Genomic DNA, 20,883 nt, shown 5'->3' with positions numbered 1-20,883 from the left:
TAGACCTGTAGAGACGCATTCATGGAGGAATCGGCTCGATGAGCAACCGTGCAGTCCTTGAGGTGATCGCCCTCGACGAGGAAGACGCGGTCGCTGCCCAGACCGGTGGAGCCGACCGGCTCGAACTCGTCACCGACATGGCGGCGGACGGACTCACCCCGTCCCTGGCCGGTTTCGCCGCCATCCGCGCCGCCGTCGACATCCCGCTGCGCGTGATGCTCCGCCTCACCGACGGCTTCGCGGCCGGTGACGTCGACTCACTGGTCGGGCGTGCCCTGGAACTGCGCGCGGCGGGCGCCGACGAGTTCGTCCTCGGCTTCCTCACCCCCGACGGCGAGCCCGACCTGGTGGCCGTCGAGCGGCTCATCGCCGTCCTCGACGGCGCCCGCTGGACCTTCCACCGGGCGATCGACCGCGCCGCCGACCGCGACGGACTGCGCAAGCGGCTCGCCGACCTGCCCGGCCTCGACACCTATCTGACGGCCGGCGCCGCCACCGGCGTCGACGACGGCCTGGCCACTCTCAAGGCCGAGAGCGCCCGCGCTGGCGAGCCCGGCTACGAGGCCCAGATCCTCGTCGGCGGCGGCCTCCGCCTCGACCACCTCCCCGGACTGCGCGCGGCCGGCCTCGACGCCTTCCACATCGGCGGCGCCGCCCGCCCCCAGGGCTGGGCGGCCCCGGTCTCGGCGGACGCGGTACGGACGTGGCGCGAGGCGCTGGACGCGTAGCGGCCGGGCGGGGGTTCACGGGAAAAATCGCCTGGCCGGGGGCGAGGGATGCCCGCTAGCCTCCCCGGCATGGCAGCCACCCCGATGCAACCCGGCGAACTCGACATCGACACCGCGCTCGTCGAGCGGCTCGTCGCCGCACAGTTCCCCGAGTGGGCGGGACTTCCGCTACGGGCCGTGGCCTCGGCCGGTACGGACAACGCGATGTTCCGCCTCGGCGACGACCTCGTCGTACGGCTGCCCCGCGTCCCGTACGCGGCCCGCCAGGTCGAGAGGGAACAGCGCTGGCTGCCCCTGCTCGGCCCGCACCTGCCGCTGGACGTCCCCGTCCCGGTGGGGCGGGCAGGGGAGAGCGCGGAGTTCCCGCTGCCCTGGTCGGTCTACCGCTGGCTCGACGGGGACGACACGCACAACGTCCCGCTGGCCGATCTCGCCCACGCGGCCGCCGAGTTGGGCCGCTTCGGTGCCGCCCTGCGCTCCCTCGACGCGAGCGAAGGACCCGCCGCGTCCCGGGGCGGCCCGGTCACCGCGTGGGAGGAAGGCAACCTGCCGCGCGCGATCCGTGACCTCGGCGCCGAAGGCCTCGTCGACGCCGAGCTCGCGACCGCCTCCTGGGAGGCGGTCCTGCGGCTCCCGCAGTGGGACGGCGCACCCGTCTGGATCCACGGCGACCTGCTGCCCGGCAACCTGCTCGGCCGCGAGGGCAGGCTGAGCGCCGTCATCGACTTCGGCGGCGTCGGTGCGGGCGACCCGGCCTGCGACATGATGCCCGCCTGGACCCTGTTCACCGCCGACACCCGCCCGCTCTTCCGCGAGGCGGCCCGCGTCGACGACGCGACCTGGGCGCGCGGCCGGGGCTGGGCCCTGGCCTGGGGCCTGGTGACCGAGCACTACTACCGCGAGACGAACCCGGTGCTCGCGTCCATCGCCCACCGCACCCGCACCGAGGCCCTGGCGGAGTACGCGGCGCCCGTCACCTCCTAGCGGACGACGTCGAACACGTTCTTCTGGATGCCGTTGGAGTACGCCTCGTGCTCGACGAGCGTCAGCTTCTGCGTGTCCTTGTCCGTCTCGCTGAACAGCCGCTTGCCCGCCCCGAGCAGCAGCGGGAAGACGAGCAGGTGGTACCGGTCGATCAGGCCGGCGTCCGACAGCGCCCGGTTCAGCGAGGCGCTGCCGTGCATGATGATCGGGCCGCCCTCGGTCTCCTTCAGCGCGGCGACCTCGTCGAGCGAGCGCAGGATCGTGATCTCGCCCCAGTTGTCCACCAGGTCGTCCTCGGTGAGGGTCGTGGACACCACGTACTTCGGCAGCGTCTTGTAGCGGGCGAAGTCCTCCATGTCCGGCCAGACGGCGCTGAACGCCTCGTAGCTCGCCCGGCCGAGGAGCATCGCGCCGGCCTCCTCCTGCTCCTGGCCCTTGAGCGCGTACGCCTCCGGGACGAAGTCCATCTCCTTGAAGGTCCAGCCCGAGTTCCGGTAACCGGGCTCGCCGCCGGGGGCCTCCACGACACCGTCGAGCGAGACGAAGGCAGAGCTGATCAGGGTGCGCATCGGGTTCTCCCGTGAGGTTCTCGACGGCCGCTCAGCACCGGTGCTCAGCAGCGACTACAACCTATAGACCGGGGCTCGCGAAGAAACTCATCGCTCGTCGGTGTCTTTCTGCGTGGCGGCGACGAGCTCCACCTCGAACCCGTCGGCGTTCTCCAGGTAGGCCGCGTAGACGCCCTCGCCTCCCGCGTACGGATGCCGGTCGGCGAACAGCAGCCGCCAGCCGTGCGCCGGCGCCTCGGTGACGAGGGCGTCGACGGCGGCCCGGTCGCCGGCGTGGAAGGCCAGGTGGTTCAGGCCCGGCCGGAGCCGGTCGTGCCGGTCCGACGTGCGGGCCGGGGACTGCTCGACGACGAGGTAGCAGGAGTCGAGCGCCCAACTGCGGCCGCCCTCCCAGCGCTGGAAGGGCTCGTACCCGAGGGCGCCGAGGAGCCAGCCGAAGCTGGCCTCGGCGACGGCGAGATCGCCCACCCACACCTCGACGTGATGCAGGGCCCCGGGGCGGGTCACGCCGGTTCCAACTGGTGGGGAAGGGGCGCCGAGTGAAGAATCGTCAGCCCGGAAACGGCGCGGGTCAGCGCCACGTACAGCCGTCGCAGGCCGGTCCGCTCGTCGGGCTCGCCGTCGACGACCGCCGCCGGCTCGTCCAGGACGACGTAGTCGTACTCCAGGCCCTTCGCGAGCGAGGCCGGGACCAGGGTCAGCCGGGACTCGGCCGTGGTCTCCTCGCCGGGGGAGAGGTACGCGAGACCGGCCGCCGTCAGCGCCTCCGCCAGCGGCGCGATCCGCGCGTCGGCGGCGATCAGGCCGATGGAACCCTCGTGGGCGAGCGTCTCGACACAGGCCGCGACGACGTCCTGGTCGAGCGCGTCCGTGTGGCGTACGTCGAGCGAACCGGGGTTCTCACGCACCGACTCCACCGCCGCGAGCCCCGGCGACATGTGCGGCAGGAGCCGCGAGGCGTACGCGATGACCTCACGCGGCACACGGAAACCGGCGGTCAGCTCCTCCACCACCGCCTCCGGCTTCCCCAGATGCCCGAGGGCCTCCGCCCAGCTCGCCGTCGCCCACGGCGTCGTGCCCTGCGCCAGGTCGCCGAGGATCGTCGCCGAGCCGGTCGTGCAGCGCCGGCCCACCGCCCGGTACTGCATCGGGGACAGGTCCTGCGCCTCGTCGAGGACGACATGGCCGAGCGAGTGCGTCCGCTCCACCAGGTCCTGGGCCTCGTCGACGAGGACCGCGTCCGCCGCCGACCACTTCGCCGTCTTCACGCTCCGCGCGGGCTTCGCCCACAGCAGCAGCTTCTGCTCGTCCTCGGTGAACAGCCCCTCGGCGTGCTCCGCGAGGAACTCCGCGTCGCCGAGCAGCCGGAGCACCAGCTTCGCGGGCTCCACCAGCGGCCAGCACTCCTTCACGACGGCCTTCACCGCCGTGTTCCGCGCGACCGCGTTCTGCACCCGGTCGTCGGGTGCCTCGCCCGCCTGCTCCATCCGGACCAGGACGGCGTGCGCGATGCGCTGCGGCAGCGCCTCACGGGCGGCCCCGTACCGGATGTCACGGTCCATCAACTCCTGGACGATCTCCTCCAGTTCGTACGCGGGCACCCGCCAGCGGCGCGAGCCGCGCACCACCATCAGGGACTCCTTCGGCAGCGCCGCGTGCGAACGCACCGCGCGCCGCAGCAGCTCCGCCATCCGGGCGTCACCCTTGACGACGGCGGTCGCGGCCTCGTCCGTGCCCCGCACCTCGACCCGGCCGCCGACGAGATCGTCGACGGTGGCCTGCTTCACCTCCAACTCGCCGAGCGCGGGAAGGACTTGCTCGATGTAGTGGAGGAAGGACCGGTTCGGCCCGATGACGAGCGTCCCGGTACGGGCGAGCCGCTCCCGGTGCGCGTACAGCAGATAGGCGACACGGTGCAGACCGACGGCCGTCTTACCGGTCCCGGGCCCTCCCTGGACGCACACGGTCCCGGAGAGATCCGACCGGACGATCCCGTCCTGCTCGGGCTGGATCGTCGCGACGATGTCCCGCATCGGACCGACACGCGGCCGTTCGATCTCCGCCTGGAGCAGTCGGCTGGTCTGCTCCAGCTCCTCGGGGTCGGAGAGGTGCTCGTCCTCGTACGCGGTGAGCTCGCCGCCCGTGTAGCCGAAGCGCCGGCGCAGTCCGACGTCCTGCGGGTCCTTCTTCGAGGCCTGGTAGTACGGCTGCGAGACCGGCGCACGCCAGTCGATCACCATCGGGTCGCCGTCGGCGTCGTGGACGTGCCGCCGCCCGATGTAGAACCGCTGCCCTTCCTGCGTGGTGTGCAGGTAGTCGAGCCGCCCGAAGAACAGCGGCGTGTGGGACAGGTCGGCCAGCGCCTTGATGCGGTCCTCGATCTGCCGCCCGAGCACCACCGCGTTGACCCAGTTCGCGGTGACGTCCTTGATGTCGAGCGCCTCCACGTCCTCGCGCATCGCGCGCAGTGCGGCGCGGGACGAGGTCAGATGGGCGCGTTCGCGCGCGAGGGGATCGTCGGACACGGGCACGGACACGGACACGGCGGAGCCTCCGGGGCGAATGCGCGGATACACGGACACGTCGAGGTGGCCGCCGGTTACCGACCGGGCGGCGGCTCTCCACGAAGGGAGGCGGGGAAGCTGGCGAGTGTAACTCCTGAGCAGGGCCGGGAGCGAACCGTTTTCCCCCATCTCCACCCCGTAGGGGACGGGGTCCGTCTCACGTCGGACACGACCGCCGCCCCGGTTCACCCCCCAGAGCGATGTGTCATGAATGTCCGGATTCCATCATGGAGACATGACCGCGACGACCTTCACCCTCGTGACCACCGTGACCCGCCCCCGGGTCCGCCCCCTCGACACCGCCTTGCGCGCGATGCGCGCCTTCGGCGGCGCGGCGGCCGGCGTCGCCCTCCTGGGCGACTACGGCCCACCGGAGGCGGGCGTCAGGAACCCGCGACCTGAGTACGCCCCCGGCCCCGACTGAGTACGAGAACGCCTGCCGCCACGGGGCCGATCCCTGATGTGATCGCCCCATGACGACGACGCCCACCGACTCCACCGGTCCCATCGACCCCTACGCCCCGAGTCCCCGCTCCCGGCGCGTCATCGCCGGCTTCGGTCTCCTCCTCCTGGCGGCGTGCTTCGTGGCCACCGTCGTGGTGGTGCTCATCGGCGCCATCGAGGGAGAAGACGTCTCCGCGGGATACTTCACCACGGCCTTCTGGTCCCTGGGTCTGGGAGCCCTCGCGGGCGTGGCCGCCCTGATCGCCCCCCGCAAGGGCCTGGTGATCGCCGAATACTCTCTGGCGGTCATGGCCCCCGTGGTGGTGCTGATCGGCTAGGGGTGTCCTGCGGATCAGGCCGACAGGACACCTCCTGGGAGACCGCTCTACGGCGCGAGCAGCTCATCGGCGTCGACGATCCGGTAGGCGTACCCCTGCTCGGCGAGGAACCGCTGCCGGTGGGCGGCGAAGTCCTGGTCGATGGTGTCGCGGGCGACCACCGAGTAGAAGTGGGCCTGGTGGCCGTCGGCCTTCGGCCGGAGCACCCGGCCGAGGCGCTGAGCCTCCTCCTGGCGCGACCCGAAGGTGCCGGACACCTGGATGGCGACGGTCGCCTCGGGCAGGTCGATGGAGAAGTTCGCGACCTTCGACACGACGAGCACGCTGATCTCGCCGGTACGGAAGGCGTCGAAGAGCTTCTCGCGCTGGGCGTTCGAGGTCTCGCCCTTGATGACGGGGGCGTCGAGGTGCTCGCCGAGTTCGTCGAGCTGGTCGATGTACTGCCCGATGACGAGGATCTGCTGCCCCTCGAACTTCTTCACCAGCGCCTCGGTGACCTTCCGCTTCGTCGCGGTCGTGGCGCAGAAGCGGTACTTCTCCTCGGCCTCGGCGGTGGCGTAGGCGAGCCGCTCGGAGTCGGTCAGGTTCACGCGGACCTCGACGCAGTCGGCGGGCGCGATGTAGCCCTGCGCCTCGATCTCCTTCCAGGGCGCGTCGAACCGCTTGGGCCCGATGAGCGAGAAGACGTCGGACTCGCGTCCGTCCTCCCGCACGAGGGTGGCGGTGAGCCCGAGCCGCCGCCGGGCCTGCAGGTCGGCGGTGAACTTGAAGACGGGCGCGGGCAGCAGGTGCACCTCGTCGTAGACGATGAGTCCCCAGTCCCGGGAGTCGAACAGCTCAAGGTGCGGATAGATGCCCTTCCGCTTGGTGGTGAGCACCTGGTACGTGGCGATGGTGACCGGCCGGATCTCCTTCTTCGTACCGCTGTACTCGCCGATCTCGTCCTCGGTGAGCGAGGTCCGCTTCACCAGCTCGTGCTTCCACTGGCGGGCGGACACGGTGTTGGTCACGAGGATCAGCGTGGTCGCCTTGGCCTGAGCCATCGCACCGGCCCCGACCAGCGTCTTTCCGGCACCACAGGGCAGTACGACGACCCCGGACCCACCGTGCCAGAAGCCCTCGACGGCCTGCTTCTGGTAGGGCCGCAGGGACCAGCCGTCCTCGGCGAGGTCGATCCGGTGGGCCTCGCCGTCGACGTAACCGGCGAGGTCCTCGGCGGGCCACCCCAGCTTCAGCAGCGTCTGCTTGATCTGCCCGCGCTCCGAGGGATGAACGACGACGGTGTCGGCGTCGATCCGCTCCCCGACGAGCGGCTGCACCTTCCGCGACCGCAGGATCTCCTCAAGGACGGGCCGGTCGGTGCTGGTGAGCACGAGCCCGTGCGTCGGATGCTTGGACAGCGTGAGGCGCCCGTAGCGGGCCATGGTCTCGGCGATGTCGACGAGCAGCGCGTGCGGGACGGGATAGCGCGAGTACTCGACGAGCGCGTCGACGACCTGCTCGGCGTCGTGCCCGGCGGCCCGCGCGTTCCACAGGCCGAGGGGCGTCAGCCGGTACGTGTGGATGTGCTCGGGCGCCCGCTCCAGCTCGGCGAACGGCGCGATGGCCCGCCGACAGGCGTCGGCGAGTTCGTGGTCGACCTCCAGGAGCAGCGTCTTGTCACTCTGGACGATAAGAGGTCCGTTCACGTGATCAGGTCCTTCCGACACCGTGCCGTTCCCGTAACGGCCAATCCTCCAGTGTGCCTGAAGCCGCTGCCCGAGGGGACTCGGCCCGGACGGGGCTGGGTCCGGGCTTCAAGAAGGTCCCGACGCCGACGACACCTCCAGGCGACCTGAGCCGGTCCTGACGGCCCCGCTACACCTGGTCGTCCGCCAGTTCCGCCACGCCCGTGATGCGGTGCAGGGGGTACGTGCGGACCTCGTCGGCCGTGTGGTCGTAGCCCGTCACGAAGCCGCCCTCCACCCTGACCGGGGCGATCACCCGCTGGCTCGCCGCACCCTCCGCGTTGACGTAGCCGATCCAGACCGCCGAGCCGGTCATCGCCGCGGCCTGGACCGTCGCCAGGGTCTCCGCCGCCGACGTGCGCGGGAGGGCGCCCGCCGCCGTCGGGGCGGCCGGCTCCTTGCGTACCGCCGTCGCCGCCCGGTCGCCCGCCCGGATCGCCTTGACCGCCGCGCCGAGCAGCGTCGTGTCCGGGGCCGGCGGGCCGTCCGGTACCGGCACCGGGGCCGTACGCGCGGGCGTGCGGTACGCGTCCGCGCGGGTGATCAGGACGTCGCCCGTCGTCGACTCGGCCGCCGGCGCGTACCCCATCGACCGCAGCCCGTCGAGCAGCGACGCCGGGTCCGTCTGCGCCGCGAGCACCGTCGGCGCGAGCCTTCGGAGGCCGAGGGACGAGGAGCGCCGGTCCGCCAGGATCTCGCCGAGGACCGTGTCGTCGTCGCAGCGCACGTACGCGGACGCCGCCCCGACCCGCAGATGGCCGTGCCGTCGCGCCACGTCGTCGATGAGGTACGCGAGCGGCTGCGGGACCGGCGTCCGGGAGTGCGCCTTGAGGAATTCGTGCAGGTCGGTGGCGGTCTGCCCGGAGTCGAGCGCGCGCCGTACGGACCCGGGCGTGAACCGGTAGACCGTCGCCCCACCCTTCGATTCCACGTCCGCGAGGACCGCGAGGGCATCCGCCAGCGGGCGCCGCAGCGGCCCCGGCGCGACCACCGTCAGGTCCGCCTGGAGGAGGACGTGGTCGACGGCCTCCGGCAGGAGCGGGGCGAGCAGCGTCGCCGCCCTTCCCGCCGCCACCGACAGTTCGACGCCCCCGCCCAGCTCTCCGGCGGACGCGGCCTCCGCCAGCGGGAGGTTGAGCAGGGCCCGTGCCGGCCCCGACAGGGCGCCCCGACCGGTCAGCCCGAGGAGTTCCGCCTCCGCGAGCGTCCAGCGGGCCAGGCGCGACCGCAGGTCGCCGCGCTCCTCCGAGGACGCCGCTCCCCTCAGCGGACGCTCCCACCGCAGCCGCGCGAACAGCGACTCCGGCTCCGCCGCCGACCCCGGCGGCAGCGTCGCGAGCAGCCCGAGCACCCGGTGCCGGACCTCCGGCGCGGGCGACCGGTCCAGATCCGGGCCGAGCACCGACAGCGTCCGGCCCTTCGTGTCCTGGCCGCCGACCAGACCCGACGTACGGGTCGCCGACAGCCACGGCGTGACGAGCAGCGCCCAGCGCTCCGCCGGCGGCAGATCGAGCCAGTCGTCGTACGCCGGCGTCGGCGCGTACCGCTCGTCCGCCTCACCGTCCGACGCGAGCAGCCCCGCCCCGTAACAGAGCTCCAGCCAGAACGCCGTCGTCTCCTCCGAGACGTCGAGCACCGCGGCCGTCCGCTTGAGGTCCCGCACGGACAGACCGCCCGCCCGCAGAACCTGCGGACCGCCGCGGTCCCAGGACTTCAGCAGCTCCTCGACCGTCGCGAGCGCCAGCTGTGCCTGCCCCGCCGCCGCACTGTCCACAACCTGTGGGCGGTACTCGCGCTGCACCAGCGGCTCCGGCGCCAGCGGCTCCGGCGCCCGGTGCGCCCGCCCGCCCCGCAGGTGCAGCGCCACCTCACGCGGCAGCACCATCGTCCGCGGCGACACCGGCAGCAGCAGCCCCCGGTCGCGCAGCCACTGCACCGGAGCCGCCGGCTTCGCCGTCACCTCGCCGTACGGCGGACCCCACACCAGCCGGTCCAGGACGGACAGCGCGTCCGGCGACGCCGTGTCGAGCAGCGAACCCATCCGGTCCCGGTCCGTGAAAAGCTCCGTCAGCACCGCCACCGCCGACACCGGATCATGCGTCCCCGGCAGCCCGGCGGCCGCGATGATCTCCTGCACCCGGCCCGGCGACATCCCCGACGTCGCCTCGGCCACCGTCGGCCCGAGCCCCGTCGGCGACGGATGCTGCGCCGACGGGGCCAGCAGCTCCCGCGCCGTCCGTACGAGCCTCAGCCGCTCGTCATCGCCCCACACCAGCGCCTGCTCGCGCAGCAGCGCCACCGCACCCGGCAGCGCCGCCTCGATCTCCGCATCACCCTCGTCGCCGGTGAGCAGCTCCAGGAGCACGGGGTACGGGGCCGGGTCCGGAGCCACCGCCAGCGCTTCGGCCGTCTGGAGGGCGAACCGGTCGAGCCGCTCCAGGGCCCGCACCACCGAACCCCGCGTCCCGGCGCGCGTCGCCAGCTGCGTCAGATCGTTCGGCACGGGACTCACCAGGTCGGGCCGTGCCCGCAGCAGCGCGGCGAGCCCCTCGTCGCCCCGTGCGCGCAGCGCCTCCGCGAGTGTGCGGGGCGCCGCGGCGGCGCCAGTTACCTCGGGCACGTGCGCCTCCCGGTCGAGCTCACCGATCCCCATCCGGACCACGTTAGCCGCTGCGCAGGCGCTAACGTCGGGCCGTACCGGGCGAACCGGCCGTGGAGGGGCACCGTGGGGATCGAGAGCGACCAGTTGGTCTACGACTATCTGAGCCGGGTCGGCGATCTGGCCCAGCAGCGACAACTGCCGGCGAGCGACCGGATGCGGCTGGTGTCCACCCTCCGCAACGAGATCGACCGCCGCCGCGCCACGCACGGCGAGGAGAGCCCGGCGGCGGTACGGGGCATCCTCGGCGCGCTGGGCACCCCGGACGAGGTGGTGGAACGCGCGGAGGGCCCGGGCGCGGCGTCCACACCGACACCGACACCGACAGAGGCAGCGACAGCGGCGTCCGCGCCGAAGCCGGTGCCGAAGCCGCGCAAGGCGGACCGGGCGGGGAAGCGCATCGGGTGGGTACCGGGGAGCCGCCGGTCCCGCGACGGAGCGGCGCCGGCCGCGGCGCCGAAGACGGACACCACCCGCTCCGCCGACGCCCCGGACGCCGGTGGCAGCGGTGAGGCCGGCCTCACCGACGGTTCCGGCGGAGACGCCGACTGGTGGCGGGTCGACGCCGCCGCGGACCTGCCGGGTTTCGTCGGCGGGGTCGAACGCCCGGACCTCTTCACGGAGCCCGTCCCCGACGAGGAGGACGAGGACGAGGCCGAAGGCGACGAGCTCGCGCCGGGGAAGCGCCGACGCCTCGCCCGTATCCTCCTGCGCCGCAAGCCCCGGGCCCCCGAAGCGCAACCGGAGATCGAGGCCGAGCCCGAGGCGGCCCCCGTCTCCCGTCTCCGCCTCGCGAACCCGTTCGTCCTGCTCGCCGCCCTCCTCCTGCTCGGCGGCGCGATCTTCGGCTCGCTCGTCGCCCTGGCCGCGGGCTGGCTCATCGCGTACGCCTCGCGCCGCCTGACCCCCGGCGAGGTGAAGGGCGCGGTCCTGGTGATCCCGGGCCTCGCCGCCGCGTCGGGCATCGCCTGGCTGTGGGGCCGGGTGGAGGGCCGCTGGGGCGCCCCGGTGACGGCGGGCGGCGAGGCGATGGGCGCGGCGATCTCGGAGACCTGGCCGTGGGTCCTGAGAGGCGCGGCCGTCGCCTCGGCCCTGTTCCTGCTCTGGCGCGCCCGGAGGCGCTGACGGGGCGGGGCCCAGCTCACCCCCCCCCGGAAATCCCCGGGTGGGAGGCGGGGCCCAGCTCACCCCATCCGGAGATCTCCGGGTGGGGGCCGGGGCTCAGCTCACCCCCGGAAGACTCCGGGGGGCCTCAGCTCACCCCGCGGAGATCTCCGCGTCCACCGCGGTCTCCGTGTCGTCCGCGTGCCACGGCGCCCCCGGCACCACCAGCGGCGACCCCGTCACCGGGTCCGGGACCACGACCGACGCCAGCCCGAAGACGTCCCGTACGAGCTCCTCCGTCACGATCTCGCCCGGCGGGCCCTCCGCCACCACCCGGCCCGCCTTCATCGCGATCAGGTGGTCGGCGTACCGGGCCGCCTGGTTCAGGTCGTGGAGGACGAGGACGACCGTGCGGCCGCGCAGCCGGTTGAGGCGGCGGACCAGGTCGAGGACCTCCACCTGGTGGGAGATGTCCAGGTAGGTGGTGGGCTCGTCGAGGAGCAGCAGGTCCGTCTCCTGGGCGAGGGCCATCGCGATCCACACCCGCTGCCGCTGCCCGCCCGACAGCTCGTCGACGGAGCGGTCGGCGAGCGCGGCGACGTCCGTGCGGTCCATGGCCTCGACGACGGCCCGCTCGTCCTCCTCCGACCACTGCTTCCACCAGGCCTGGTGGGGCTGACGGCCCCGCGAGACGAGGTCGGCGACGGTGATCGCCTCCGGCGCGACGGGGGTCTGCGGAAGCAGTCCGATCGACCGGGCGATCCGCTTCGTGGGGAGCTTCGCCAGCTCCTCCCCGTCGAGGAGGACCGCGCCGCCCGCCGGCTTGAGGAGCCGGCCGAGCGCCCGCAGGGTGGTGGATTTGCCGCAGGCGTTGGGGCCGACGATCACGGTCACCTTGCCGTCGGGGATCGCCAGGTCCAGCTCGTGGACGACGGTGCGGTCCTCGTAGGCGAGCGTCAGCTCGCGCGCGGTCAGCCTGCTCACGCCTTGCCTCCTGCGGATGCTGCGGTACGGCTCCGGACGATGAGCCAGATCAGGTACGGGGCTCCGACGGCCGCCGTGAGGACGCCCACCGGAAGCTCGATCGGCGACAGGAGCCGCCGGCCGAGCAGGTCGGCGAGCACGACCACCGCGGCGCCGGTCAGCGCCGAGGCGAGCAGCGGGATCTGCGCGGTACGGGTCATCCGGCGGGCGATCTGCGGCGCGAGCAGCGCCACGAAGTCGACCGGGCCGGCAACCCCCGTCGCCACGGACGCGAGCACGACACCCACCGCGACGAGCCCCAGCCGGACCCGCCCGAGCCGTACGCCGAGTGCCGTCGCCGTGTCGTCGTCGAGGGACACGGTCCGCTGGGCGCGGGCCGCCCACAGCACGGCCGGCAGCATGAGCAGCAGCGTCCAGCGGATCGGCGCGGACTCGTCCCAGCCGCGCCCGTTGAGCGAGCCGGTCATCCAGATCTGGGCCTGCTGGGCGACGAGGAAGTCGCCCTTGGTCATGAAGAGGGTGGTGAGCGACCGCAGGGCGATCGCGAACCCGATGCCGATGAGGACGAACCGGGTCGCGTGCAGCCCGCCGCGCCACGCGAACACGTACACGAGCGCCGCGGCGACGACACCGCCGGCGATCGAGAGGTACGGCAGCACGGTGTACGAGCTCAGCCCGAAGGTCATCGCGGCGACGGTGACCGCCCCGGCGCCCTGGCTGATGCCGATGATGTCGGGGCTGGCCAGCGGGTTGCGGGCCACGGTCTGGATCAGGGCGCCCGCGACGCCGAACGCGGCGCCGACGGCGAGGGCGACGACGAGCCGGGGCTCCCGCAGCTCCTCCACGACGAACGTCGAGGGCGACGCGTGCCCGAGGAGGATCCGTACGACCTCGGACGGGTCGACGAACCTCTCACCGACGCAGAGGTAGGCGACGGAGGACGCCGCCAGGAGCACCAGCAGGCCCACGGTGACGGCGGCGGACCGCCGGTGGACCAGGAAGGAGGCGCTTCCGGCGCGCACGAGTCCGTACCCGGCGGGCCGGACGCCCGCGGACTTCACGGGGCGCCCGTCGAGAGAGGTGGTCATGCCGCCACCGCCTTCCGGCGGACGAGCGTGACCAGGAACGGCACCCCGATCAGCGCCGTCATCACCCCGGCCGGGACCTCGCCCGGCGGGAACACGATCCGTCCGGCGACGTCCGCCACCAGCAGCATCACCGGACCGATGACGGCGGCCATCGGCAGCACCCACCGGTGGTCGGAGCCGACGACGGCCCGCGCGATGTGCGGGACGGCGAGGCCGACGAAGGCGACGGGCCCGGCGGCGGCCACGGCAGCGCCGGTGAGGACGGTCGCGCCGATACCGCCGACGATCCGCACGGTCGCGACCCGCTGCCCGAGGCCCTTGGCGACGTCCTCGCCGAGCGCGAGCGCGTCGAGCCCGCGCGCCACGGAGACGACGAGGACCGTGCCGAGCAGCAGGAAGGGCCAGATCTGGCCGACGATCTGGGCGTCGCGCCCGTCGAGGGAGCCGATCTGCCAGAACCGGAACTCGTCGAGCGCCGAGGCCTTGGTGGTGAGGATGCCGGTGGTGACGGAGAGCAGCAGCGCGTTGATCGCCGCCCCGCCGAGCGCCAGCTTCACGGGCGTCGCCCCGCCGCGCCCGCCGGAGGCGATGGCGTGGACGGCGACCGCGGCGAGCGCGGCGCCGGCGAACGCGAACCACACGTATCCGGTGAGCGTGTGCACCCCGAAGAAGGCGATGGCGAGGACGACGCCGACCGAGGAGCCCTGGCTGATGCCGAGGATGCCGGGGTCGGCGATCGGGTTGCGGGTGATGCCCTGGAGGGCGGTCCCGGCGAGCGCGAGCGCCGCGCCGACCATCAGCCCGATGAGGGTGCGGGGGACGCGGAGCTGCCGTACGACCTCGGCGTCGGGACTCGTACCACCGTGCAGCAGGGCGTCGAGGACCGTGGACGGGGCGATGGCGCGGGCGCCGACGGCGAGGCTGAGGAGCACGGCGAGGAGCAGGGCGACGAGCGCCGCCGAGGTCGCGAGGACCCGTCTGGAACGGAAAGCGGCTGGCATCAGGACCCATCGGGTGGTGCGGGGTGTGGGGCGTACGGGGTTTGGTAAGGCTTGGCTCAGTGTAAGCAGCAGCCATATTCGAACACCTGGGCCGGAGGTCCCTCAGAATGGCTCCTATGACGACCTCTGCCACCACGCCCGCGCCGACCGTCGGTTTCGACCTCGACCTGACGCTGATCGACTCCCGCCCCGGCATCAAGGCCGCCTGGGAGGCCTTCTCCGCCGAGTCCGGCGTCCCCGTCGACGCGGATCTCGTCGTCAGCCGCCTCGGCCCGCCGCTGGAGCAGGAGATGGCGTACTGGGTCCCCGCGGAGCAGGTGACGGAGATGGTGGCCCGCTACCGGGCGCTCTACCCGGCGTACGCCATCGAGTCCTCGCCGCCGATGCCGGGCGCCCGGGACGCGATCGCCGCCGTCCGCGAGGCGGGCGGCCGCACCATCGTCGTCACCGCGAAGAACGGCCCGCACGCCGAGCTGCACCTCGCGCACCTCGGCATCGAGCCGGACGCGGTCGTCGGCGGCCTGTGGGCCGAAGGGAAGGCGGAGGCCCTGCGCGCCCACGGCGCCCAGGTGTACGTCGGTGACCACGTCGGCGACGTCCGCGGCGCCGCCACGGCCGGCGCCCTCTCGGTGGCCGTCGCCACCGGCCCCTGCGCCCCCGAGGAGCTGCAGGAGGCGGGCGCGGACGTCGTCCTGGCCGACCTGACGGACTTCCGAACCTGGTGGGAGGGCTACCTGGCCTGAACCGGTGCGGCCGGAACGCTGCGCGCCTGCCGCCGCTGGGCCGCGATCGCGCGCAGCACACCGGCGCCGGCGACGAGGAATCCGACCCCCATCAACATGGAGACGGTGTACGCGACCGTGGGAAACGGGTCCGTGCCGAGGAACAGCGGAGCCACGGTGACCAGCGTCGCCACCGCGCCGATGGCGAAGAGGATGACACCGACCTTGACGAGGCCGTCACCCGGAGCGCTGTCGTTCGCCGGTGCGGCGGGGGTTTCACTACGCATCCCGCCAGGGTAGTTCCCAGGCCGAAGGAACACATCGGCGACGTCTTGCCACCGGCCTCCGGACCATTAGCCTGGTGCCGGCGGGCCGGTCGGCCCGCTGTTTGCCATCCCCATCGACGAGGACGAGGACGAGGACAGACGTGCCTACCGGCAAGGTCAAATGGTTCAACAGCGAGAAGGGCTTCGGCTTTCTCTCCCGCGACGACGGCGGCGACGTCTTCGTCCACTCGTCGGTGCTCCCTGCCGGAGTCGACGCGTTGAAGCCGGGACAACGGGTCGAGTTCGGGGTCGTCGCAGGCCAGCGCGGCGACCAGGCTCTGTCCGTCACGATCCTCGACCCGACCCCGTCCGTCGCCGCGGCACAGCGCCGTAAGCCCGACGAACTGGCGTCCATCGTGCAGGACCTGACGACGCTCCTGGAGAACATCACGCCGATGCTGGAGCGCGGCCGCTACCCCGACAAGACGCAGGGCGCCAAGATCGCGGGCCTGCTGCGCGCGGTCGCGGACCAGCTGGACGTCTGAGTCGGGCGGCCCCGGCTACGGGAAGGCGAGCGAGTCCGGGCCGAGGGGCGGTACGAGTCCCTCGGCCGCGGCTCGGGTGAGCAGCCCGCGGACCGCCGCGTAACCGTGCTCGCCGAGGTCGGCCGTGAACTCGTTGACGTAGAGACCGATGTGCTGGTCGGCGACCTTCGGGTCCATCTCCTGCGCGTGCTCCAGGACGTACGGGCGGGAGGCCACCGGGTCGTCCCAGGCCATCCGCACGGACGTACGGGCCGCGTCGGCGAGCCGCCGCAGGGTCTCGGCGCCCAGGGAGCGGCGGGCGACGATCGCACCGAGGGGGATCGGCAGACCGGTCGTGGACTCCCAGTGCTCGCCCATGTCGGCGAGGCAGTGCAGACCGTAGTTCTGGTACGTGAAGCGGGCCTCGTGGATGACGAGCCCCGCGTCGACCTTGCCGTCGCGCACGGCGGGCATGATCTCGTGGAACGGCATCACGACGACGTTCCCGACCCCGCCCGGCACCTTCTCGGCCGCCCAGAGGCGGAACAGCAGATACGCGGTCGAGCGCTCGCTCGGCACGGCGACGGTCTTCCCGGCGAGGTCGGCGCCGGTCGCGGTGTCCCGGGTGAGGACGAGCGGGCCACAGCCCCGGCCGAGGGCGCCGCCGCAGGGCAGCAGCGCGTACTCGTCGAGGATCCACGGCAGCACGGCGTACGACACCTTCAGGACGTCGTGGGTGTCGGTGCCGCTCTCGGCCCAGCCGTTGGTGACGTCGATGTCGGCGAAGGTCACGTCGAGGCGCGGGGCGCCGGGGACGCGGCCGTGGGCCCAGGCGTCGAAGACGAACGTGTCGTTCGGGCAGGGCGAGTAGGCGATCTTCAGCTTGGTCACGACGGCTCCAGCTCCACGAAGACGGTCTTGCTGAGCAGCTCGAAGGCGTGCCGGAGGGCGTCCAGGGCCTCGCCGATGCGCCAGGCGGCGCGGTCGCGGGGGCCGACGGCGTTCGACACGGCCCGGATCTCGACGACGGGCACGCCGTACGCGGCGGCGGCCTCGGCGACCCCGAAGCCCTCCATCGCCTCGGCGGCGGCCCCGGGATGGCGCCCGGCCAGCTCGGCGGCGCGGCCGGCGGTGCCGGTGACGGTGGAGACGGTGAGCACCGGCGCGACGGTGCACGGCCGGCCACCGGCGTCCAGGGCGGCGGCGACACGGCCGGTCAGGGCCTCGGGCACGGGGTGGACGGACCGCCCGAAGCCGAGCTCGTCGACGGCGAGGTACCCGTCGGGGGTCTCCGCGCCGAGGTCGGCGGCGACGACGGCCGAGGAGACGACGACGGATCCGAGGGGCGCGAGCGGCCGGAACCCGCCGGCGATCCCGGCGGAGACGACGAGGCCGTAGGGGCTCCCGCCGGGGTTCTCGGTACGGGGGTTCTCGGTAGGGGGGTTCTCGCTGCCGAGAAGCGAGGCGTACGCCAGCGCGGTCCCGGTCGAGGCGGCGACGGCGGCGGGTCCGACCCCACCGACGAGCACGTCGATCCGGACACGGTCGCCGGGTGCGTCCGTGTGGCGGCGCAGGACGAGACCCCCCGGCAGCGGGAGCAGCTCGGGGCCGCCGAGGCCGAGGCCGGCGGAGACGGAGTCCGCCTCCGCCGCCACGGCCGTCACGATCAGGATCCGGTGGACCACCGGAGGATCAGGATTCCTTCTTCAGCTGGAAGTGCCAGACACCGGTCAGCTTCTTGCCGGTGTTCTCGACGATGGTCACCTGGGTCTTGTCGGTGGCCTCGCCGGTCTGGCTGGAGAAGAAGGCGCTGGCCGGAATGGTCCGGTACGTCTTCTTGTACGGCTCGGGCTCGGCCTGCTGGCCGCCGAGGAAGATGGTCCAGCCGTTGTCCGCGATCTCGGGGTCGACCCCGAAGCGGATCTTGTCGTCCATCGCCACGGTGATGGACTTCTCGGCCTTCTTGTTGAGGCACTGCTGGATCTGCGACTCCTTGATGGCGTCGCCGTCGTTGTAGCAGGCGGCCTCGGAGTTGATCGAGTCGGACCCGACCGTGACAGTCGCGATCGGAGTCGGCTTGTCGCAGGCGGAGAGTACGAGGAGCCCGGCGGAGACGGCCCCGAGGGCGACGGCGGCCCGGCGGCGCGAGCCGGAGAAGAACGCAACGGTCATGAGCCGAAGGCTATCGGGCCGCCGCGCCCGCGCCACGCGGGGGTACGGCGTGCCGCCCTCGGGTACCGGAACGAGCGCCCTTCCCGGTCCCCGCTCCCCGCCCAGGACTACGCCACCCGCGTCTTCGAACGCCCCTTCGGCCCCGGCCGCTGCCGGGCCGCCGCGAGCAGCCCCCGTACGGAGAGGAGCGCCCCCGTCGCCAGGATTCCGGCAGCCACCGCCATGCCCAGGGTCCCGTTCAGGGGCAGGGCGATGCCGATCCCGCCGCCCACCACCCACGCCATCTGCAGCGCCGTCTCGGAACGCGCGAACGCCGAGGTCCGTACGACCTCCGGCACGTCCCGCTGGATCAACGCGTCCAGCGACAGCTTCGACAGGGCCTGGGTGAGACCCGCGACCGCGCCCAGGACGGCCACCATCGCCCCGCTGAAGAAGATCGCCGTACAGATCGCCGTGGCGCAGACCACGCTGATCATGGTGGCGATGATCACCTCGGGCCCGTGCCCCCGGTCCCGCAGCAGCGAGCCCATCGCCGTACCGCACGCGTTGCCCACGCCCGCCGCGACGCCCACGATCCCCAGCGACACGGCGGCACTCTGCCCCGACAGCGGGTGCTCGCGCAGCAGGAACGCCAGGAAGAAGATCAGGAAACCCGACAGCATCCGCTGCGCCGCGTTCGCCTCGAGCCCGTGCAGGACCGAGGGCCCCACCGTCCGCAGACTCGGCTTCCGCTCGCCGTGCGTCAGCAGGTGCGCCCGCCGCTCACCCTTCGCCGAGTCCACCTTGGGCGGCATCCGCAGCGCCCAGAACGCCCCCAGCAGGAACAGCGCGCACGCCCCGTACAGCGGATACCGGGGCCCCAGCACCTGCAGCCCCGCCCCGATGGGCGCGGCGATGCCCGTCGCGAGCAGCCCGGCCAGGGTGACCCGCGAGTTCGCCTTCACGAGCGAGAAGTTCGGTGGCAGGAGCCGCGGCACGACCGCACTGCGCACCACCCCGTACGCCTTCGAGGCCACCAGGACCCCGAGCGCCGCCGGGTACAGCTCGACGCCGCCGGTGACGACCGCCGCCGACATCATGATCGCGAGGACCGCCCGGGTCAGCATCGCGCCGGCCATCGCGGCCCGCCGCCCGTGCGGGATGCGGTCGAGGAGCGGGCCGATCACCGGAGCGAGGAGGGTGAAGGGCGCCATGGTGACGGCGAGGTAGAGGGCGACGCGCCCGCGGGCCTCGTCGGTCGGCACGGAGAAGAACACGGTGGAGGCGAGGGCGACGGTGATCATGACGTCCCCGGCACCGTTCACGGCGTGCAGCTCGATCAGTTTCCCGAGCCCCGACTCGCCCGCGCCGTGCGCGTGCGTGGCCTTGCGGATGCCCTTCGCCGTGCCCGTGAACGGCAGGTGCAGGGCGCGGCCGACCTTCCGGCCCGCTCTGCGGAGCGGTCCGGCATGATCTTCGGATCGTGCGGGGGACCGTGCGGCTGCCACTCCGTCATAGTGCCCCACCAGCGCGCCGGACGAACCGTGGCGCGGCGGTACAAGGCTCCATCGGACCGAGGCGGACCGAGGCGGATCGAGGTGGACCGCCGCGGACCGGCGCGGCCGAACGTCGAGACAAACACCGGGACAAACATCGGGACAAACGCCGGGACAAGCCTCGGCGAACTCCCTCCGGCCGGTCCTGGGATCGCCTTCCGGACCGCCTTCGGAACTGCCTCCGGACCGCCTTCCGGACCGCCCCGGGCGTCCGCGATCCGGGCCACTTGGGGCGGGCATGTGGGCTGAGGCCCGCGAACGGGGTAGCGTGCGTAGCGCGTCACCGGCGGAAGCTCTCGGCCGCGCGCCTCTTCGGCATCCCGCAGAATGGATGGCGATAGGTGTGCCCGAGACACGCGAGACAAGTCGGGTGCGCGGACGTCGATGCGGCCCACAGGTCCGCTCCGCCCGCCGCCCGTGGCTTCGCTCCCGCCCCTCGGCCGGCGCACCCGTGAGACGGCGTAGGAGAGAAGCGAGACCTGTGAGTGCTGCGACGACGCGAAGCGGTACCCCGCGTACCCCGCGAGCCACGCGTATCCCCGACCGCCTGTGCGCCGAGGCCGTAGACCTCGCGCGGGAGGCCGCCGAGGAGGCGGCCGCCCCCGGGATCGTCGGCGCACACGTCGAGGTGGTCGCCGAGGGTGACCGCGTGGTCACCCACTACTTCGAGTCCAAGGAACCCGGCTACCGGGGCTGGCGCTGGGCGGTGACGGTCACCCGGGCCTCCCGCGCCAAGAACATCACCCTCGACGAAACCGTCCTGCTCCCCGGCTCCGACGCCCTCCTCGCCCCCGAGTGGGTGCCGTGGAGCGAGCGGCTGCGCCCCGGCGACATGGGCCCCGGCGACCTGCTGCCGACCGAGCAGGACGACCTGCGCCTGGAGCCCGGCTACTCGGGCGAGGACGCACCGCCGCCGAACTCCGTGGTGTCGGAGGAACTGGCGGACCACCTCGACGTCGAGGACGCCGAGATCGTCACCCGCACCCCCTCACGGGGTGCGATCGCCGCGGTCGCCGAAGAGCTCGGCATGCGCCGGGCCCGGGTCCTCTCCCGGTACGGCCTCCACATGGCCGCGGACCGCTGGGAGGAGTCCTTCGGCGCACGGACGCCGATGGCCCAGGCCGCGCCGGCCACCTGCGAATCCTGCGCCTTCCTGGTGCCGCTCGCCGGCTCCCTGAAGCAGACCTTCGGCATCTGCGCCAACGAGTTCGCCCCCGCCGACGGCCGGGTCGTCTCCCTCGCGTACGGCTGCGGCGGGCACTCGGAGGCGGCGATCATGCCGAAGCCGCCGCGGCCGGCGCCGCCGGTCCTGGACTCGATGGGCGCGGACGCCTTCCCCCTCCGCCCGGCCAAGGACTCCGGCTCGACGACGGAACCGGACGCCATGTCGGAAGACCTGGGTCACTCGTAGTCGATTCCACGCCGCGCTCGTATGCCACGTTCGGGGCGTACGGAAGGGCGGGGCGTACGGAAG

Annotated in this window: 21 protein-coding genes; 8 read left to right on the top strand and 13 right to left on the bottom strand. The window is 73.1% G+C overall.

Annotated elements, in window-relative coordinates; translation table 11 throughout:
• The first annotated feature begins 38 nt into the window (after window positions 1-38).
• Window positions 39-728: a copper homeostasis protein CutC gene (locus OG259_RS18575; RefSeq protein ID WP_328943283.1), complete on the top strand. Its 690-nt coding sequence runs from the start codon at window positions 39-41 to the stop codon at window positions 726-728.
• A gap of 69 nt (window positions 729-797) precedes the next feature.
• A complete protein-coding gene (locus OG259_RS18570; RefSeq protein WP_328943282.1) occupies window positions 798-1,712 on the top strand; it encodes an aminoglycoside phosphotransferase family protein in 915 nt (304 codons plus the stop codon).
• On the opposite strand, the gene OG259_RS18565 is transcribed toward OG259_RS18570, so the two are convergent.
• The 3 genes from OG259_RS18565 to OG259_RS18555 form a co-directional block, all read right to left on the bottom strand.
• Window positions 1,709-2,281 (bottom strand): dihydrofolate reductase family protein, encoded by a 573-nt coding sequence (locus OG259_RS18565; protein WP_328943281.1) that lies wholly within the window; start codon window positions 2,279-2,281, stop codon window positions 1,709-1,711. The two genes, OG259_RS18570 and OG259_RS18565, sit on opposite strands and share 4 nt — an antisense overlap.
• Window positions 2,282-2,368: 87 nt before the next feature.
• Window positions 2,369-2,788: a VOC family protein gene (locus OG259_RS18560; RefSeq protein WP_328943280.1), complete on the bottom strand. Its 420-nt coding sequence runs from the start codon at window positions 2,786-2,788 to the stop codon at window positions 2,369-2,371.
• A complete protein-coding gene (locus OG259_RS18555; protein ID WP_328947118.1) occupies window positions 2,785-4,812 on the bottom strand; it encodes a HelD family protein in 2,028 nt (675 codons plus the stop codon). The genes OG259_RS18560 and OG259_RS18555 overlap by 4 nt, the downstream gene beginning before the upstream one ends.
• A gap of 268 nt (window positions 4,813-5,080) precedes the next feature.
• Between OG259_RS18555 and OG259_RS18550 the strand changes: the two genes are divergently transcribed.
• Window positions 5,081-5,269, top strand: a complete 189-nt coding sequence (locus OG259_RS18550; protein WP_328943279.1) for a hypothetical protein — start codon at window positions 5,081-5,083, stop codon at window positions 5,267-5,269.
• Window positions 5,270-5,318: 49 nt separating this feature from the next.
• The gene (locus OG259_RS18545) at window positions 5,319-5,627 is read left to right on the top strand and encodes a hypothetical protein (RefSeq protein WP_328943278.1); all 309 of its coding nucleotides are present in this window, start codon (window positions 5,319-5,321) and stop codon (window positions 5,625-5,627) included.
• A 47-nt stretch (window positions 5,628-5,674) separates the two neighbouring features.
• Here OG259_RS18545 and OG259_RS18540 read toward each other — a convergent pair whose 3' ends face one another.
• Both OG259_RS18540 and OG259_RS18535 read right to left on the bottom strand, forming a co-directional pair.
• Entirely contained in the window at window positions 5,675-7,315 is a 1,641-nt protein-coding gene (locus tag OG259_RS18540) for a DNA repair helicase XPB (RefSeq protein ID WP_328943277.1), read from the bottom strand.
• Window positions 7,316-7,484: 169 nt separating this feature from the next.
• Complete coding sequence (locus OG259_RS18535; RefSeq protein ID WP_328943276.1) at window positions 7,485-10,007, bottom strand: helicase C-terminal domain-containing protein; 2,523 nt, start codon at window positions 10,005-10,007, stop codon at window positions 7,485-7,487.
• Between the two features lie 72 nt (window positions 10,008-10,079).
• On the opposite strand from OG259_RS18535, the gene OG259_RS18530 reads away from it, so the two are divergent.
• The gene (locus OG259_RS18530) at window positions 10,080-11,138 is read left to right on the top strand and encodes a hypothetical protein (RefSeq protein ID WP_328943275.1); all 1,059 of its coding nucleotides are present in this window, start codon (window positions 10,080-10,082) and stop codon (window positions 11,136-11,138) included.
• Between the two features lie 132 nt (window positions 11,139-11,270).
• Here the strand turns inward: OG259_RS18530 and OG259_RS18525 are convergent, their stop codons facing one another.
• The 3 genes from OG259_RS18525 to OG259_RS18515 are packed head-to-tail and all read right to left on the bottom strand — an operon-like array spanning window position 11,271 to window position 14,190.
• Complete coding sequence (locus OG259_RS18525) at window positions 11,271-12,101, bottom strand: ABC transporter ATP-binding protein (protein WP_328943274.1); 831 nt, start codon at window positions 12,099-12,101, stop codon at window positions 11,271-11,273.
• The gene (locus OG259_RS18520) at window positions 12,098-13,189 is read right to left on the bottom strand and encodes a FecCD family ABC transporter permease (protein WP_328943273.1); all 1,092 of its coding nucleotides are present in this window, start codon (window positions 13,187-13,189) and stop codon (window positions 12,098-12,100) included. Before OG259_RS18520 ends, OG259_RS18525 begins: the two co-directional genes overlap by 4 nt.
• Window positions 13,186-14,190 (bottom strand): FecCD family ABC transporter permease, encoded by a 1,005-nt coding sequence (locus OG259_RS18515; protein WP_328943272.1) that lies wholly within the window; start codon window positions 14,188-14,190, stop codon window positions 13,186-13,188. The genes OG259_RS18520 and OG259_RS18515 overlap by 4 nt, the downstream gene beginning before the upstream one ends.
• Window positions 14,191-14,297: 107 nt before the next feature.
• On the opposite strand from OG259_RS18515, the gene OG259_RS18510 reads away from it, so the two are divergent.
• Window positions 14,298-14,933, top strand: a complete 636-nt coding sequence (locus OG259_RS18510) for an HAD family hydrolase (RefSeq protein WP_443051984.1) — start codon at window positions 14,298-14,300, stop codon at window positions 14,931-14,933.
• Here OG259_RS18510 and OG259_RS18505 read toward each other — a convergent pair.
• A complete protein-coding gene (locus tag OG259_RS18505; RefSeq protein ID WP_328943270.1) occupies window positions 14,921-15,199 on the bottom strand; it encodes a hypothetical protein in 279 nt (92 codons plus the stop codon). The two genes, OG259_RS18510 and OG259_RS18505, sit on opposite strands and share 13 nt — an antisense overlap.
• A 140-nt stretch (window positions 15,200-15,339) precedes the next feature.
• On the opposite strand from OG259_RS18505, the gene OG259_RS18500 reads away from it, so the two are divergent.
• Window positions 15,340-15,723, top strand: a complete 384-nt coding sequence (locus tag OG259_RS18500; RefSeq protein ID WP_030322122.1) for a cold-shock protein — start codon at window positions 15,340-15,342, stop codon at window positions 15,721-15,723.
• Between the two features lie 15 nt (window positions 15,724-15,738).
• On the opposite strand, the gene OG259_RS18495 is transcribed toward OG259_RS18500, so the two are convergent.
• The 4 genes from OG259_RS18495 to OG259_RS18480 form a co-directional block, all read right to left on the bottom strand.
• Window positions 15,739-16,593, bottom strand: coding sequence for a 1,4-dihydroxy-6-naphthoate synthase (locus OG259_RS18495; protein WP_266894975.1), 855 nt, complete (start codon window positions 16,591-16,593; stop codon window positions 15,739-15,741).
• Entirely contained in the window at window positions 16,590-17,387 is a 798-nt protein-coding gene (locus tag OG259_RS18490) for a futalosine hydrolase (RefSeq protein WP_328943269.1), read from the bottom strand. The genes OG259_RS18495 and OG259_RS18490 overlap by 4 nt, the downstream gene beginning before the upstream one ends.
• Window positions 17,388-17,394: 7 nt before the next feature.
• On the bottom strand, window positions 17,395-17,874 hold the full coding sequence (locus OG259_RS18485; protein ID WP_328943268.1) for a DUF2771 domain-containing protein: 480 nt from the start codon (window positions 17,872-17,874) through the stop codon (window positions 17,395-17,397).
• A 107-nt stretch (window positions 17,875-17,981) separates the two neighbouring features.
• Entirely contained in the window at window positions 17,982-19,361 is a 1,380-nt protein-coding gene (locus OG259_RS18480; protein ID WP_328943267.1) for an MFS transporter, read from the bottom strand.
• 529 nt (window positions 19,362-19,890) lie between these two features.
• Between OG259_RS18480 and OG259_RS18475 the strand changes: the two genes are divergently transcribed.
• Window positions 19,891-20,820 carry a DUF3027 domain-containing protein gene (locus tag OG259_RS18475; RefSeq protein ID WP_328943266.1) on the top strand — a complete coding sequence of 310 codons (930 nt, stop codon included), beginning with the start codon at window positions 19,891-19,893 and terminating at the stop codon, window positions 20,818-20,820.
• Window positions 20,821-20,883 lie beyond the last annotated feature (63 nt).

Source organism: Streptomyces sp. NBC_00250 (assembly GCF_036192275.1).
Lineage (GTDB): Bacteria > Actinomycetota > Actinomycetes > Streptomycetales > Streptomycetaceae > Streptomyces.
The sequence above is the reverse complement of the archived record's forward strand: the minus strand, read 5'-3'. Positions and strand labels throughout refer to the sequence as shown.

Bases quoted from the DNA above. Each gene is read 5' to 3' on its own strand.
- OG259_RS18485 (WP_328943268.1), bottom strand. From the start codon at position 17,874: ATGACCGTTGCGTTCTTCTCCGGCTCGCGCCGCCGGGCCGCCGTCGCC.
- OG259_RS18520 (WP_328943273.1), bottom strand. From the start codon at position 13,189: ATGACCACCTCTCTCGACGGGCGCCCCGTGAAGTCCGCGGGCGTCCGG.
- OG259_RS18545 (WP_328943278.1), top strand. From the start codon at position 5,319: ATGACGACGACGCCCACCGACTCCACCGGTCCCATCGACCCCTACGCC.
- OG259_RS18570 (WP_328943282.1), top strand. From the start codon at position 798: ATGGCAGCCACCCCGATGCAACCCGGCGAACTCGACATCGACACCGCG.
- OG259_RS18575 (WP_328943283.1), top strand. From the start codon at position 39: ATGAGCAACCGTGCAGTCCTTGAGGTGATCGCCCTCGACGAGGAAGAC.
- OG259_RS18535 (WP_328943276.1), bottom strand. From the start codon at position 10,007: ATGGGGATCGGTGAGCTCGACCGGGAGGCGCACGTGCCCGAGGTAACT.
- OG259_RS18515 (WP_328943272.1), bottom strand. From the start codon at position 14,190: ATGCCAGCCGCTTTCCGTTCCAGACGGGTCCTCGCGACCTCGGCGGCG.
- OG259_RS18510 (WP_443051984.1), top strand. From the start codon at position 14,298: ATGGCTCCTATGACGACCTCTGCCACCACGCCCGCGCCGACCGTCGGT.
- OG259_RS18505 (WP_328943270.1), bottom strand. From the start codon at position 15,199: ATGCGTAGTGAAACCCCCGCCGCACCGGCGAACGACAGCGCTCCGGGT.
- OG259_RS18565 (WP_328943281.1), bottom strand. From the start codon at position 2,281: ATGCGCACCCTGATCAGCTCTGCCTTCGTCTCGCTCGACGGTGTCGTG.
- OG259_RS18550 (WP_328943279.1), top strand. From the start codon at position 5,081: ATGACCGCGACGACCTTCACCCTCGTGACCACCGTGACCCGCCCCCGG.